Origin of the sequence: Brevibacterium metallidurans (assembly GCF_037101285.1) — a bacterium.
Lineage (GTDB): Bacteria > Actinomycetota > Actinomycetes > Actinomycetales > Brevibacteriaceae > Brevibacterium > Brevibacterium metallidurans.
Map to the genome: position 1 here is coordinate 314,890 of NZ_BAAAAF010000001.1, position 14,588 is coordinate 329,477.

Here is a 14,588-nt window from a genome sequence, read left to right on the forward strand (position 1 = left end):
TGAGGTAACGGTTGGGCACCCCCGCCTCGGCGATGGAATGTGCCATGCGTCACAATGGGGTCATGGATGCCACCTCACGCCCCACCTATGACGACGTCATCACTGAGATCTCCGTCGACCCCGGCGCCTACTGGCTGACGCAGGCCCGGAAGCTCATCGACTGGGTGAGGGAACCGACGATCGCCGTCGACGACTCGCAGGCCCCGATCTACCGCTGGTTCCCCGACGGCAAGCTCAACGTCTGCTTCAACGCCCTCGACCGCCATGTCGCAGCCGGACGCGGCGATCAGGCGGCGATCATCTACGACTCCCCCGTCACCGACACCGTCCGGACGATCACCTACGCCGAGCTCCTCGACGAGGTCTCCCGGTTCGCGCGCGCCCTGTCCGATCGCGGCGTGGGCAAGGGCGATCGCGTCGTCATCTATATGCCGATGATCCCCGAGGCGGCCGTCGCGATGCTCGCGTGCGCCCGGATCGGGGCGATCCACTCGGTGGTCTTCGGCGGCTTCGCCCCGGCCGAACTCGCCGTGCGCATCGACGACACGGCCCCGAAGGCCGTGATCTCCACCTCGGCGGGAGTCGAACGGAACCGCATCCTCGAATACAAGCCGATGCTCGACGAGGCGATCTCCTTGGCCTCCTCGAAACCGGAGTTCTCCGTCATCGTCCAACGCGACGAGCACCGCTGCGAACTCGGTGCGACCGACCTCGACTACGCCGAGCTCCTCGCCGCCACCTCTGAGGGCATCGACCCGGTGACGGTGAAGTCGACCGACGAACTCTACGTCCTTTACACCTCGGGGACCACCGGCAAGCCCAAGGGCATCGTCCGCGACTCCGGCGGCTACGCCGTGGCACTGGCCTACTCGATGCCGCACATCTTCGGCCTCGAACCCGGGGACACGATGTTCACCGCCTCCGACGTCGGCTGGGTCGTCGGGCACTCCTACATCGTCTACGGCCCGCTGCTCGCCGGAGTCACCTCGGTGCTCTTCGAGGGCAAGCCGATCGGCACCCCCGACGCCGGGACGTTCTTCCGCATCATCGAGGACCACGGGGTCAACGTCCACTTCACCGCGCCCACGGCCATGCGAGTCGTCCGCAAGGAGGACCCGAACGGCGAGCTCATCGGCAAGTACGATCTCTCCTCGCTGCGCGCGTCGTTCCTCGCCGGCGAACGGCTCGACCCGGACACCTATGAGTGGACGACGAACATCCTCGCCGAGGTGACCGGGCGCGAGATCCCCGTCGTCGACAACTGGTGGCAGACCGAGACGGGGTGGCCGATCGCGGCGAACCCGCTGGGACTCACCCGGTTCCCGCTCAAGGCGGGCTCCCCGACGAAGCCCGTGCCCGGGTATGAGATCGAGGTCGTCGACCCCGGGGGCGCGCCGGTGCCGGCCGGGCAGGAGGGCCTCATCGTCATGAAGCTGCCCCTGCCGCCGGGAACGATGGCGACGGTGTGGGGCGATGACTCCCGGTTCGTCTCCTCGTACCTCTCGGCCTTCGACGGCTACTACCTCACCGGCGATTCCGGCTACCTCGACGAGGACGGCTACGTCTTCGTCATGGGCCGCACCGACGATGTCATCAACGTCGCCGGCCACCGCCTGTCGACCGGAGTGATGGAGGCCGTCATCGCCTCCCATCCCGCGGTCACCGAGGCGGCCGTCATCGGAGTCCACGATGAGACGAAGGGGCAGAGTCCGCGTGCGCTCGTCGTCCTCGGTGATTCCGCCGAGGCGGCCGACCCGGAGGAGATCACCGCCGAACTCGTGGCGATGGTCAGGCGGGAGATCGGTCCGGTCGCCGCGTTCAGGCAGGTCGACATCGTCAGTGCGCTGCCGAAGACGCGGTCGGGGAAGATCCTGCGCAAGACGATGCGCGAGATCGCCGACGGCATCGAGAATCCTGCCGTGCCGTCGACGATCGAGGACCGCACCGTGCTCGATGACCTCGAGGCGGTCCTGCGCGGCCGGTGAGGCTCAACCGGCTGCAGGGCCGGTGTGGCCCCGCTGGCTGTGGGGCCGGTGTGGCTCAGCCAGCGAGGGGCGCTGAGGCTCAGCCGGTCGTGGGGCCGGAGAGGCTCAGTCCCGCGAGTCCGTCTGCTGTGCTGACCGCTGCCCCTGAGCGAAGCCGGCGGCGAATCCGCGCTCGTAGGCGTCTTCGCGTCTGCGACCGCTCGCGCCGCGCAGCCACTGCGCGAAGAGCATGCGCGGGTCGCAGTCGGCGTCGAAGCCCTCACGTGGGCCGCCGGGACCGAAGCCGCCCCACGGTCCGAAGCCTCGATCGCCGCTGCGCGGACCGCGTCCGCCGCGGGACCCGGGTCCGTCGCCGGGGCCGAAGCCTCGACCACCACCGCGCGGGCCGCCGCGGCGAGCGCCTCGACGGAACAGCATGCGCGGATCGAAATCATCGTCGAAGTCGTCGTAGCCCCGAGGGCCATCGCTTCGACGCCGGTCACTGTGGTCATGCGGGCCACGGTGGTCACGTGGGCCGGCAGAGCCTGAGTCGTCGCGGGCGAAATCGCGGTGATGTCCTTCGCCAGGGCCCCGGTGGTGGCCATGTCCACGACGGCCATCAGAGCCCCAACCAGGACCGAATCCGCGACCGCGGGCGAATCTGCGCATCTTCTCGCGCATCGCCCTGATGTCGTCGTCATCGCCGCCGAGTGCGTCGATGATCTTCGTCAGCGACTCGGACATCGCTGCGACCTCGTCGGCGGTGAGGATATCTTCGACCTTCGCACTCACGCGGTCTCGCAGCGCACGGACTCGGTCGCGAAGTTCGTCCGGGTCGACACCGTCTGCATCGTCGCGGTGATCGCTCTCAGCCCAGACGCCGCCATCGGCGACATCCTCGTCATGGCGGTAGCGCCTGCCTCGGCGACGCAGATCGGCGACATCACGAGGATCGATGTCCTCGTCCGCGACCGCTGAGAGGAACTCCCTGCGCAGCGATCGCCCTGCCTGCCTGAGCAGTCGTGCGAGATTCGGGGCGTCCTCGCTGGTGACCTCGTGATCGATCGGGCGGTCATCGACATCGACGAACTCGTCGACCTCGACCTCGGCTTCGATGTCGCCATCAGCGTCGGCTGCGTGGCCGGTGCCGTCCGGACCGTCCGCCTTGCCTTGGACGTTCGCGCCGTCCGGGCCTTGCGCGGCCGCGCCGCGTTCGTCGTTGGTGTTGTCGTTGTCATCGTCAAAGTGATTGTGCGTGGACATGTCATCTCCTTTACTTGTTATCTGACATGTATATGCATAGTGACATGCATTCACGAAACATGTCAAGAGACATGTAAAATTCAGGCATGACGACAGACGACACGACTGCCAAGATCGCCGAGGCACTCACCCAGCTCCAGTGGAGACGAGGATTCCGTGGGCCAGGACCCGGCGGACATCGCGGCGGACCCGGAGGATTCCCCGGTGGAAATCCCTTCGCCGAGGGCGGCCCCTTCGGCGACGGCGGACTCTTCGGCAAGGGCGGGCCGTTCGGGACCGGACCGGGCGACAGCGAACGGGGTCACCACGGCCCTGACCACGGCGGTCCGGGCCACGGTCGGGATCGCCGCGATCACCCCGGCCGAGATGAGTGGCGGGAATGGGCACACCGTCTGGGCGGTCGCCTCGGCGGGAGAGCGCAGCTGCGACTGCTCATCGCCCTTGCCCAGGTCGGGCACGCCATCGGGGTCAGCGCGCTCGGCGAGGCGATCGGGGTCGATCAGCCACGAGCCTCACGGCTCGTGTCGCAGGGTGTCGAGCTCGACCTGCTCCGGCGCGAGGCCGATCCCGACGACGCTCGCCGCACGCTCATCGCGCTCACGGAGAAGGGGAGGGCGATCACGAACCGCTTCCTCGGCGCACAGCAGGCCAGCGTCGATGTCGCGCTCGATTCGTTCACGGACAAGGAGCGGGAGACGCTCGCCGACCTCCTCACGCGCCTCGCCGACGCGTGGCCACGATAACCAGCGGCCCCAGCCGTGCCCGACGCGCAGGTCTGACCAGCGGTCGCGGCCGTGCGGTCTTGCGTACCAGATGTGAAAGGCGATCGGGGCCACGATGGACACGGCCGGCCTTGTTGCAGCTGAATGCGGGAAGCCTCAGCTGTCGACGCTTCAGCTCTCGGCGAGCGCCTTGAGCCGCTCGAGCGAGGCCAGCAGCTTCTCTGCCGTCGTCGACTGTGCGCGGGGCAGCCGCTGCGGATCCCGCAGCTGCGTCCAGTCGTAGGTGTGCCGGACGCGCACCGAGTCACCTTCGGGTTCGAGTTCCCAGATCCACTTGTGCCCGAGCTTGGGCTGTCCGACCTCGGCGGGCATCCACGCGATGAGGCGGCCTTCCTCGAAGTCGACGACGTGGTTCTCCCGGTCGACGCCCTTCGTCAGGGTCGTGATGAACGATCCGCCCGCCTCGGTGATGCGCTGACCCGCAGCCGCTTCGCCGAGGTTGTCGTTGCCGTCCCATTCCGGCTGCCGTGCGGGGTCGGCGATGAGCGCGAACACCTCAGCAGAGGGGGCGTCGATGACGAGTTCGGCGCTGACAACCTTGAGGGCAGGGTCGATCGCGTCGAAGGCGGAGGCATCGGAGTGGGCGGAGTCGGTCATCGGCTTCCCTTTCGGCCGTGGTCCAGGACGGGGTCTCTGCCGTCAGACTACTCCGACCTGGTGACTCCGACACTTCAGTCCTCGATCGCCCGATCCTGTCGGTCGGCGCGGGCTGCGGCGGTGCTGAACCGGGTGAAGAGCCTGGAGGAGTCGCTCGAGAGCGAGAGCAGGACACCGACCTGGAGGGCGACGGTGACGAGCGAGTACATGTTCGTCGCGATGCTGCGGTCACCGGTGAGGTAGTTCGTGAACGAGATGATGACCGAGATCGTCGAGAGTGTGAGGATCCACAGTCTCGCCCGGTTGCTGCCGCGGAAGACGGAGATCGAGGCGATGACCTGGATGACACCGATGATGAGGCTGAGCCCGACGAGGACGCCGGCGACGATCCGGGTGACGATCTCAGTGTCGGCAGCACTCCCTCCGGTGCTGGCGACGTCGGCTCGCAGGCCGTCCCAATCGAGGAGGATGCTGAGCACATCGGTGGCTTGGAGGAGGACGAGGACGAGGCCCGCCCCGATGAGCGTCTGCAGAGGCCGCTTGCTCCACAGGGTGCGGGCAAGGTCGGAGACCGAGTTCGAGTCGTGGTAGATCTGCGTGGCGTCGAGGGCGAGGTCGAGCCGCTCGGGATAGTCGTCGGCGTCAGTGGTGACCATCTTGACGTCGATGATCGGCAGGTTGCCGTCGGTGACGATCGCATCTCCACCGCCGTTGCGGGAGTGGTAGCCGGTCGAGAAGTCCTTGATGTTGTCGACGGTGATCTCAGGGTCCGCCTCGGTGACGGTCTTGACGATGTAGTCGCGCTCGATGTCCGTGTTCTCTTCGATCTTGTGGGTGATCTGCAGGGTGAAGAGGGAGAGCCCGACGCTCTTGTCGTACGTTCCCGCCGCCAGCCAGTCCGCCTGCAGACCGCCGGGCAGCAGCCACCCCGAGGGGCATTTCCAGAAGCGGACGTGATGGCGTTGGCCCGGGTCGCCGTCGACCTCCTGCTGGTAGGCGAAGTCCTGCCGACGACCGAAGAGCATGAGCGGGGAGACCGGAGCCTCGGGGTAGCTCGACTTCGTCAGGGTCGACTTGATGATGCCCCACGTCGAGGCGGCCGTGATGTCGTCGGCGAGCGTCCACCCGGCGGCCTTCATCGCATGGTGGATCTGCGCCTCCTCGCCCCGCCATGCGAGGTTGACGGGATCGCCGAGGAGGCCGTCCGAGGTCCTCGTGCGCCCGATGAAGTAGTTGGGGACGTAGATCTGGGAGAGGATGCGGTGCAGCCGGGGCAGCGCGAGATACGACACGACGGCCCAGAGGATGAGCAGGGTGAGCACCTGCCACCAGCCGAGGGAGAAGCCCTTGAGGAGGATGAGCAGGGCGAGGAACAGGGAGGCTGCTCCGCCGAAGAGGAAGAAGAAGTAGTCGAGGACGCCGGTGACCGTGAAATGGTGCCGTCGGAACACGAACGACTGCCGACGGCGGTTCTTCTCGCGATCGGGTGCCTGCCCGGGAGGGGGATCCGGAGTCTGGGCTCGGGGATTCATGGACCAAGTGTAGCGACGGGCACTGACTCCGGCAGGGGAACTGGGCGGAATTCTCTCGGTCGTGAGTGTCGGGCACGTGGTGCCCGCAGTCGCGAGTCTCTCAGTCGTGGCGCGGTGAGACGTGTCGACGCAGCAGAGACGCATTCGCGGTGGCAGCGATCTCCCGTACCTCGTCCTCGGCGAGGACGGCGATGAGTGCGTCGCTCTCGGCACCGGGGATCTCGACGAGCACCTGGAGGACCCGGAAGCGCACGGTCGGATCCTGTGAGCCCGACCGCGTTCGCAGCTCGGCCATGATCGTCTCGGCGACGGTCAGGTCGGCAGTGGTGCGGTCGGCAGCGACCGGACCGGCCGCAGCGGGTTCGGCCGGAAGCAGGAAGGCCGCGGTCGGGACGTCCGCATGTGGACCGGAACGAGCCGGTGCGACAGACGGGTCGCCTGCGGTGTCGGCGAACATGAAGCCGGCGAGCGCCTCGGCGGCGTCGATGTCCTTGCTCCCGCTCATCGCGATGTCGAGGAGCATCGGCACGGCGGACGGGTCGCCGCGGCGTCCGAGGGCGAGCGCTGCGATCGTGCTCACCTCGGGATCCTCGTCGTCGAGTGCCGCGCGCATCGCCTCCGCGATCACGGCGTCGGACTCGGCGAGGTCGTTCGCCGAGGTGGTCCTCCAGATCTCGTCGAGCGCGCGGATCGCATTGCGCCGGACTCCGGGGTCCTCGGAGTCGAGCCCCGCGGCGAGAGGTGCCACGGCGTCGTGACCGGCCTGGGCGAGAGCCCACCGCATCGCGCCCGCCGCATTGAGCACCGATTCCTCGAGCACCGCCCGTGAGAGCATCTCCACGGGCACACCGCCGTCGACCCCGCTGCCGAGTGCGGCCTTGTGGCGTTGGATGACATCGCGGGATTCGAGCGAACGCATGAGGTCGATCGCGGTGAGCAGACTCTCGCCGTCTGCGGCGCCGAGGCCGGAGACCTGCTCGAGATGTGTCAGCAGGCGCTCGTCGGCCGCGATGCGCTCACGAACGGCGGTGATGAGGTCGGCGATCACGGCGGAGGCGTCGAATCCAGGATCGGCGAGCAGCCGACCGATCTCGGGCAGAGAGAGTCCGAGACTGCGCAGACCCTCGATGTGGAAGATCCGGCCGATATCGGCCGGTGAATACTCTCGGTAGCCGTTCGACGATCGCGCGCTGGGAGTGACGAGCCCGAGCGACTCGTAGTGTCTGAGCATGCGCGCGCTCACGCCCGAGCGCCGAGACACCTCGCCGATGAGCATCGCCGCCTCCCTTTCGTCACTGCCCCGGAGTGCTGACCTGCGGTGATCCTGCCTGCACTGGTTATGCCGGAGTCATCGAAGCTCTGCACCATTGTGCACCCGCCACAATCGATTGCGTCCGGCCCTGCTCCAGGACGACTCACCCTGCTCCCGTGCCAGCGCAGAGACGCGGAGGGCACCGCAACGCCCAAGGGGTTCGGAGGAAGGAGTCCGAGGAGACGGCGATGCCGGCTCGGTGCCGAGCTTGCCCCGCTCGGCACCGCACACGGCGGCCGACCCTTCCCGAAGTCGGACTAGGCCGTCGCCTCGGACCCCAGTGCGACCACACGCTTGGCTTCGCCCATGGCGTGGGCGAAGCCGGCGTCGGGGTCATGGAACATCTCAACCGTCGCCAGAGCGTGTGCGCGCACTGTTTCTTCCTCTGCCCCAACACTCCCATCCACCACTGACACGAGATCATCGCCGAGCGCGACAAGCGCCCGGCTCAGGCTCTTCTGCGTCTCCAGATCACCCCGTCCCAACTGCGTGACCAGGGCTGATGCAAGATCCGCTCGATTCTCACCCGGCACCAGGGACACCGCGGATCGCCACGCACTGCGGGCCACCTCGGCGTCGGGATGGGCGATGAACCGCAGTCCGATGACATTCGGGTCGATGGCTTCCCAGCCGCGTCGGTCGCCGATCTTCGACAGCGTGTGCAGCGCCTGGCTCTGCGCCTGCGCGACGTCGGAGTCGAGCTCGGCGATGAGCCTCGGCACGACGAGGTCCGGATCCAACCGCGTCAGCGCCCACGTGAGCATGTCGCGGACGAAGAAGTCCGGTTCGAGGCGGCAACGCTCGATGAGGACGTCGAGGAACTCGTCGTCGGCATCGGTGCCGATCGTCAGTGCAGCCCGCAGCCGCTGGGGCGCAGCGCCTCGGCGCAGCATCTCTGTCTGCACTGCTCCGTCGCGGTCATGTCCTCGCGAATGAGTGGTCTCTGTCATGATGTCAGCCTCCTTCTGCTCTCGTGGCGACGACTCATCCCAGTGAAGGCCTTGACATCGTGTCAAGGTCAAGGCCGACGCTGAGGCCGACCCTCGGCGACCAGGGACATGCCCGCCTTCGCCGAGGTTGACACCACCACTGCCACCACAGAAATCGCCGGGCCGGAACTCGCCATAGAATCGGAGAGAGCGCCAACCGGCCATCAGCGATCGACAGCTACTGCGTCAGGGGCAGCCGTGGAGAAGATCGACCTCAAGAAGACCCTTCCGAGCTACCGCGCGAAATCCGGCGAGTTCAGCACGATCACCGTCCCGCCGATGCGGTACCTCATGCTCGACGGGCACGGCGATCCGAACACCTCACCGCAGTTCACCTCGGCGGTCGAGTCGCTCTACCCGCTCGCGTACGCGCTGAAGTTCCTCAGCAAGCGGGAACTCGACCGCGATTACGTCGTGCCGCCGCTCGAGGGTCTGTGGTGGGCCGAGGACATGAGCTCCTTCACCACCGCACGGAACAAATCCGACTGGGACTTCACCCTCATGCTCCTTGTTCCGGACTGGCTCGATCGCACCCATATCGAATCCGCCGCCGAGGCGGTCGCCCGCAAGTCCTCTCCCCCGCGCCTGCATGAGGTGAGGGTCGAGACCCTCGACGAGGGCACCTGCGTGCAGACCCTCCACCTCGGGTCGTTCGATTCGGAGGCCGAGGTGCTCGCCCACCTCCATGACGACGTCATCCCGAACGCAGGGTTCGCACTCACCGGCACGCATCACGAGATCTACCTCAGCGACTCCCGGAGGACGGCACCCGCGAAGCTGCGGACGATCCTCAGGCAGCCGGTGCGACGCGTGAGGTGAGGCGGAGTGTTCGGGCTCGGCACGTGGCCCGACGAGGCGATTCAGCCTCCGCTCGTCCAGCCACCGGTCGCTGGACTCGTTGACTGGTTTTCCTGCGGCGACGGATCGACCGACGGTGGTTCACCGTGGCTCGAGCCCACGGTCAGCGCAACGACGATGACGACGCCGACAATGAACAGCGTGGCCACAACCGCAACGGTGACGATGAGGCAGCTGGCAAGCGGGGATCGTCGAACGAAACGGGTCATGCCTTGATCCTAGGTGGATGGGACGGTCACGGGCGGCTGCGACGTTTGCCAGATCGGCAACACCCGCCCGGCCGCGCAGCCACAGTCAGCGCTGCTCCCACTGGTCCGTGATCGTTCTGTGACAAAAAGCATGGCGTGGTCACATTGACCCTTCAGTTTGTTGCATTATCGTTATATTCATGCCTCGACAGACACGACACCGCAAGGGACCCCGGTCCGTGCTCGTCGGTGCCCTGATCGGACTCGGGGCAGCGGTCGCAGCACTGGCGATCGGCGCCGTCGTCATTCTCAGCGCGCCCGTCTCATTCGGCTCGACGACGATCAGGCAGATGCAGATGTCATCGGTGAATCAGCTCAACCAGCAGCAGATCGACAACGCCCGACTCATCATCGCCGTCGGCCGCGGCGGCGGATTCGACGACGAAGCGATCCGCATCGCCCTCATGACGGCTCTGCAGGAGTCGTCTCTGCGCAACATCGACTACGGCGACCGTGACTCCGTGGGCCTCTTCCAGCAGCGCCCGTCCCAGGGCTGGGGCGATCCGAGCGAACTCACCGACCCGGTGTTCGCGACGAAGTCGTTCTACGGCATCAATCCTGAGATCAAGAACCCGGGACTCGACCAGATCGAGGACTGGGACTCGATGACCCCGACCGAAGCCGCCCAGGCGGTGCAGCGCTCGGCCTATCCCGACGCGTACGGCCAGTGGGAGTCACTCGCCGATGACCTCATCGGCTCGCAGAACGACGTCGAAGCCCTCCACTGAGGGGCCACTGCTCAGCCCCGGACGCCCCTGACTACACTGGCTGGGTGAACTTTCGCACTGCTCTCCCCGTCCTCGCCTACTCCGTCGCCGCTTCCCTGGTCGTCAGCGGCTGTTCGATCCTTCCGGGCTCGGCCGCTCAGTCTGACGGCAATTACCCGCAGACGATCGACTCGCCCTTCGGGAGCGCCGAGATCCCCTCGGCTCCCACGAAGGTCGCCGTCGTCAGCTCGACCGATCTCGACATCGCCCTGGCCCTCGGCGTCGCACCCGTCATCGCCCCCGCCGCAGACGGTACCGACCGGTTCAGCCCGTGGGCCCAGCAGGCCATCGACGACAAGCGCCTGAGCGCTCCCGACACCTTCGATGCCGGCGGCGGCCCGGACATCACCGCGATCGAACGGGCCCAACCGGACATCATCCTCGCCACCGGACTCGAGGATGCCGGCGACCGCTTCGACGAACTCTCCGCGATCGCCCCGGTCGTCGCCTCGGCACCGGATGCGACCTGGACGGACAGGACCGCCGCGGTCGCCACGGCACTCGACCGGGCCGACGAGGCGAAGACCGTCGTCATCGATGTCGATGCCCACGCCCCCGACATCGCAGACAGCCACCTCGAGTTCGAGGACACCACCTACACGCTCGCCGATGTGCAGAAATCCTCGATCGACTACCTCTCCTACGACGGCAGCGACGACAGCTTCTTCACCGGGCTCGGACTCCTCTCCGCGCCTGCGGCCGCGAAGTACACCGCGGCGAAGCACACCGTGAAGAAGTCGAAGGTCGACACCCTCGACGCCGACGTGCTCTTCATCCACTTCCCCAGCAGCGGCAAGGGACTCCTCGACGAATCCGATCTCTCCGACCCGTTCTACCGCGAGGTCAAGGTCATCCGCGGCAAGCACTACACCGTGCTCGACGATGACGAGTTCACCGCCCTGACGAACCTCTCCCCGCTCAGCTATCCGTGGCTGCTCGACGAACTGCCCGACGCCATCGGCAAGGCCGAGCAGGGCGAAGCCTGAGCCGTCCTCCCGGGCGGGACCCGATAGGTCAGTTCCCCGCTGACCGCTCCATCACCTCGCCGAGGCGGCGCATCGCCTCCCGGTACCCTGCCGGATTCGGACCGGCGAAGTTGAGGCGCACATGCGGGGCGTGAGCTTCGGTGGGGAAGAGCTCCTCCCCACCGGTGACGAACACACCCCGCGCAGCCGCCTCGGCGACGAAGGATCGGACATCGGTGCCCTCGGGCAGCCGGCACCAGAGGTTGAGTCCGCCTTGGGGCACGTGGTCGACGGTCAGGGCCGGCACCTCGGCGCGGATGGCCGAGAGCAGGGAATCGCGGCGATCGCCGAGGCGGCGGCTGAGACCGCGCACATGCGTGCGCCACGCGGGGCGGGTGATGACGTCGAGGGCAGCGGCCTGCAGGAGCGGGCTGACGTACATCGATTCGGCCTGCACGTCTGCGCGGATGCGGTCGCGGGCCGGTCCGCGGGCGATGACGGCGGCGACCCGGATCGCCGGGGACACGCTCTTCGTCAGTGACCGGACGTAGACGATGTGACCGTCCGCGTCGTCGCCGATCATCGGCACGGAGACGTCGTCGATGCCGAAGTCGTGCGCCCAATCGTCCTCGATGAGGAAGGCCCGACGGGAGCGGATGACCTCGAGGATCGCCGTTCGCAGCTGCGGGGACCAATGGACCCCGGTCGGGTTGGTGAAGTTGGGCTGGGCGTAGAACGCGGTAGCACCGGTGCGGTCGATCGCCTCGGCGACGACGTCCGGATCCGGTCCGGCGGGCCCTGACGGCACGGGCACGAGCGTGACTCCGGCACGTCTCGCCGCGGTGATGAGACCCCAGTAGGTCGGGGATTCGACGATGAGCGGACGGCCGGGACCGATGAGCGACCGGAGGATCGACCCGATGCCGGTCTGGCTGCCGGGGGTGATCGTGACGTCGGAGGGCGCCGGCGGTGAGGCCGCTCCCGCGTCGGAGACCTCGGCGGCGAACCAGGCCTGCAGGTCGGGCAGGCCGGCGACCGGTGCCCGGCGCAGCGAATCTTCGAACCTCGCGGCCCGCCCCAGCGCGCTTCTCACCAGCGCCCGCGGCAGCAGGTCCGGATCGGGGTAGCCGTCATGGAGGGCGAACTGGTCGACCCCGGCCTCACGCAGCGGTGCCACGACCGGGCCGGGCAGGAACTCCCGCGGCCCTAGGGTGCCGGTCTGCCAGCTGAGGTCGGGAGTCGCGAGCGTCCTTTCGCGCCGCACGAACGTCCCGACTCCCGGCCTCGACTCGACGAGTCCGCGCCTGGCCAGACTCGACAGCGCCTTCTGCACGGTCACCGGCGAGGCCTCGTACTCCTTGACCAGCGCCCGTGAGGACGGCAGGCGCGCGCCGTCGGGGGCGGAGGCGATCCATGCGGAGAGTTCCGCCGCGATGCGCGAACTGCTATCGTGGTGCATGAGATATGATAATAGCGCTATCACAACTGTTCGCCAACCGCTACTTTCGCCCGGCGGCCGCTCTCTGATCGGCGACCGGGCTGGAGTGTGGTGGGGCCTGCTCGGCGTCACGGCGTTCTCCTTCACGGTTCCCTTCACCCGCATCGCCGCCGAGTCGGGATCGATGTCCCCGCTGTTCATCGGCGCCGGCCGCGCGACGGTCGCCTCGATCCTCGCAGGGCTGCTCCTCTGGCTCGTCTGGCTGCGCGGACGCTCGCGATCCGGCGGTGAGTTCACCGGTGCCGCGTCGCCCGGTGCCGCGTCCGCCGGTGCTGCCTCGTCCGGGCCTGCGTCCGCCGGCCGCACTCCGGGGGCATCGTCTGTCCGCCTCCCGACCGGGATCCAGTGCCTGCGTCTGCTCGTCGTCGCCGGCGGCGTCGTCCTCGGGTTCCCGTTGCTCACCTCGTATGCGCTCAGTCAGACCCCGGCCAGTCACGCGGCGGTGGTCATCGCTCTGCTGCCGGCCGCAACCGCTGCGGCCGCGGTGATCAGGACGAAGGAGCGTCCCGGCCGGGGCTTCTGGGTGATGGCCGCGCTCAGTGCGGTCCTCGCCGTCGTCTTCGCGCTCGTCCAGGGCGCCGAGTTCGGCGGCCTGCGACCGGCTGACCTCCTCCTCTTCGCCGCCGTGGTCGCGGCGGCCGTCGGGTACGCCGAGGGCGGGGTGCTCTCCCGCGAGATCGGGTCGTGGCAGACGATCTCGTGGGCGCTCGTGCTCTCGGCGCCGGTGACGCTCGGCCTCACCGTTCTCGCCATCGTCACCGTCGCCCCGTCGGGGTCGCCGGCGCAGTGGGCGTCGTTCGCCTACCTCGGCGTGATCAGCATGTTCCTCGGTTTCTTCGCCTGGTATCGGGGTCTGGCGATCGGTCCGATGGCGCAGGTCTCCCAGGTGCAGCTCATCCAGCCGGTGATGTCGATCGCGTGGGCGGCGCTCCTCCTCGGCGAACGCCTCGACTGGCCGACGATCGTCTGCGGAACCGCCGTCATCGCCAGCGCCGCGCTCACCGTGCGCACGAGGCTGCGCTCATGATCGCCCTCATCCTCGTCCTCGCGTTCGCCGCGGTCGTCTTCGCGATCGGGAGGTTCGCGTGCCCACCCCACGACCGGCTGCCTCTGTCTCGTCTCGATCCCGCCGAGGCGGTCGGCACGTGGGCGCGCGGATGTGCGGTGATTGCCTCGGCGGGACCTCTGTCGGCGGTGCGGGCAGGCGACGGCACGCCGGCCACCGGCGAGCGACCGGCCGAATTCGGGAACGACCGTGGTGAGGAGGGCGGTCGGCTCGCGGACGACGAGTCCACCGATGACGGACCCTCCAATGGCGGGCCCTCCGATGGCGTGCCCGACCTCGGCGGCTGACTTGCTGTAGTTCAACCCTGTTCCGGTAGCCTCTATCCATGGCTGACTCCCAAGATTCCATCCCGGTCAACGCTGCCGTTGATGCGCTGCTGCGCAACCCCGCGGACAATCTCAACGCCATCACCGAGACCGCCGACCTCTTCAAGGCGCTCGCGACTCCCTCGCGGCTGAAGATGCTCCTCGTCCTCGCCCACGGCGAGGCGACGGTCACACACATCGTCGATTCGACCGGCCTGTCCCAGCCGCTCGTGTCCCAGCATCTGAAGTTCCTCCGCGGGCTCCACCTCGTGGGCGTCAAGCGGCTCGGCCGCGAGGCCTACTACTCACTCAAGGACGACCACGTCGCCCACATCATCCTCGACGCCCTCGCCCACACCGTCGAGGGCCACGAGCACTGAGAGGCGCGTCCGCCCAGCGGCCCCGGCGGCCGGGTCACGTCAGATGATTTCCGGGTCACGTC

Annotated in this window: 15 protein-coding genes; 8 read left to right on the forward strand and 7 right to left on the reverse strand. The window is 68.0% G+C overall.

Annotated elements, in window-relative coordinates; all coding sequences use genetic code 11:
• Positions 1–62 precede the first annotated feature (62 nt).
• On the forward strand, positions 63–1,985 hold the full coding sequence (locus AACX88_RS01335; RefSeq protein WP_339391293.1) for an acetate--CoA ligase: 1,923 nt from the start codon (positions 63–65) through the stop codon (positions 1,983–1,985).
• A 105-nt stretch (positions 1,986–2,090) separates the two neighbouring features.
• On the opposite strand, the gene AACX88_RS01340 is transcribed toward AACX88_RS01335, so the two are convergent.
• Positions 2,091–3,227 (reverse strand): hypothetical protein, encoded by a 1,137-nt coding sequence (locus AACX88_RS01340; RefSeq protein WP_339391294.1) that lies wholly within the window; start codon positions 3,225–3,227, stop codon positions 2,091–2,093.
• Positions 3,228–3,313: 86 nt separating this feature from the next.
• Here AACX88_RS01340 and AACX88_RS01345 point away from each other — a divergent pair, with 86 nt between their 5' ends.
• Positions 3,314–3,970, forward strand: a complete 657-nt coding sequence (locus tag AACX88_RS01345; RefSeq protein WP_339391295.1) for a MarR family winged helix-turn-helix transcriptional regulator — start codon at positions 3,314–3,316, stop codon at positions 3,968–3,970.
• 150 nt (positions 3,971–4,120) lie between these two features.
• On the opposite strand, the gene AACX88_RS01350 is transcribed toward AACX88_RS01345, so the two are convergent.
• The 4 genes from AACX88_RS01350 to AACX88_RS01365 form a co-directional block, all read right to left on the reverse strand.
• On the reverse strand, positions 4,121–4,606 hold the full coding sequence (locus AACX88_RS01350) for an SRPBCC family protein (protein WP_339391296.1): 486 nt from the start codon (positions 4,604–4,606) through the stop codon (positions 4,121–4,123).
• Positions 4,607–4,680: 74 nt separating this feature from the next.
• Complete coding sequence (locus AACX88_RS01355; protein ID WP_339391297.1) at positions 4,681–6,138, reverse strand: LssY C-terminal domain-containing protein; 1,458 nt, start codon at positions 6,136–6,138, stop codon at positions 4,681–4,683.
• Between the two features lie 100 nt (positions 6,139–6,238).
• A complete protein-coding gene (locus AACX88_RS01360) occupies positions 6,239–7,414 on the reverse strand; it encodes a MerR family transcriptional regulator (protein WP_339391298.1) in 1,176 nt (391 codons plus the stop codon).
• A gap of 293 nt (positions 7,415–7,707) precedes the next feature.
• Positions 7,708–8,400 carry a HEAT repeat domain-containing protein gene (locus AACX88_RS01365; protein WP_339391299.1) on the reverse strand — a complete coding sequence of 231 codons (693 nt, stop codon included), beginning with the start codon at positions 8,398–8,400 and terminating at the stop codon, positions 7,708–7,710.
• Positions 8,401–8,637: 237 nt separating this feature from the next.
• Between AACX88_RS01365 and AACX88_RS01370 the strand changes: the two genes are divergently transcribed.
• Positions 8,638–9,258 carry a GyrI-like domain-containing protein gene (locus AACX88_RS01370; protein ID WP_339391300.1) on the forward strand — a complete coding sequence of 207 codons (621 nt, stop codon included), beginning with the start codon at positions 8,638–8,640 and terminating at the stop codon, positions 9,256–9,258.
• Positions 9,259–9,299: 41 nt separating this feature from the next.
• Here the strand turns inward: AACX88_RS01370 and AACX88_RS01375 are convergent, their stop codons facing one another.
• Positions 9,300–9,506: a flagellar basal body-associated FliL family protein gene (locus AACX88_RS01375; RefSeq protein WP_339391301.1), complete on the reverse strand. Its 207-nt coding sequence runs from the start codon at positions 9,504–9,506 to the stop codon at positions 9,300–9,302.
• Between the two features lie 179 nt (positions 9,507–9,685).
• On the opposite strand from AACX88_RS01375, the gene AACX88_RS01380 reads away from it, so the two are divergent.
• Both AACX88_RS01380 and AACX88_RS01385 read left to right on the forward strand, forming a co-directional pair.
• Positions 9,686–10,273 carry a peptidoglycan-binding protein gene (locus tag AACX88_RS01380; protein ID WP_339391302.1) on the forward strand — a complete coding sequence of 196 codons (588 nt, stop codon included), beginning with the start codon at positions 9,686–9,688 and terminating at the stop codon, positions 10,271–10,273.
• 44 nt (positions 10,274–10,317) lie between these two features.
• Positions 10,318–11,298 (forward strand): ABC transporter substrate-binding protein, encoded by a 981-nt coding sequence (locus AACX88_RS01385; protein WP_339391303.1) that lies wholly within the window; start codon positions 10,318–10,320, stop codon positions 11,296–11,298.
• A 28-nt stretch (positions 11,299–11,326) separates the two neighbouring features.
• Here the strand turns inward: AACX88_RS01385 and AACX88_RS01390 are convergent, their stop codons facing one another.
• Positions 11,327–12,736, reverse strand: coding sequence for an aminotransferase-like domain-containing protein (locus AACX88_RS01390; RefSeq protein ID WP_339391304.1), 1,410 nt, complete (start codon positions 12,734–12,736; stop codon positions 11,327–11,329).
• Here AACX88_RS01390 and AACX88_RS01395 point away from each other — a divergent pair.
• The 3 genes from AACX88_RS01395 to AACX88_RS01405 are packed head-to-tail and all read left to right on the forward strand — an operon-like array spanning position 12,735 to position 14,526.
• A complete protein-coding gene (locus AACX88_RS01395; protein ID WP_422614397.1) occupies positions 12,735–13,802 on the forward strand; it encodes a DMT family transporter in 1,068 nt (355 codons plus the stop codon). The genes AACX88_RS01390 and AACX88_RS01395 overlap by 2 nt on opposite strands.
• On the forward strand, positions 13,799–14,128 hold the full coding sequence (locus AACX88_RS01400) for a hypothetical protein (RefSeq protein WP_339391305.1): 330 nt from the start codon (positions 13,799–13,801) through the stop codon (positions 14,126–14,128). The genes AACX88_RS01395 and AACX88_RS01400 overlap by 4 nt, the downstream gene beginning before the upstream one ends.
• A gap of 38 nt (positions 14,129–14,166) precedes the next feature.
• Complete coding sequence (locus AACX88_RS01405) at positions 14,167–14,526, forward strand: ArsR/SmtB family transcription factor (RefSeq protein ID WP_339391306.1); 360 nt, start codon at positions 14,167–14,169, stop codon at positions 14,524–14,526.
• Positions 14,527–14,588 lie beyond the last annotated feature (62 nt).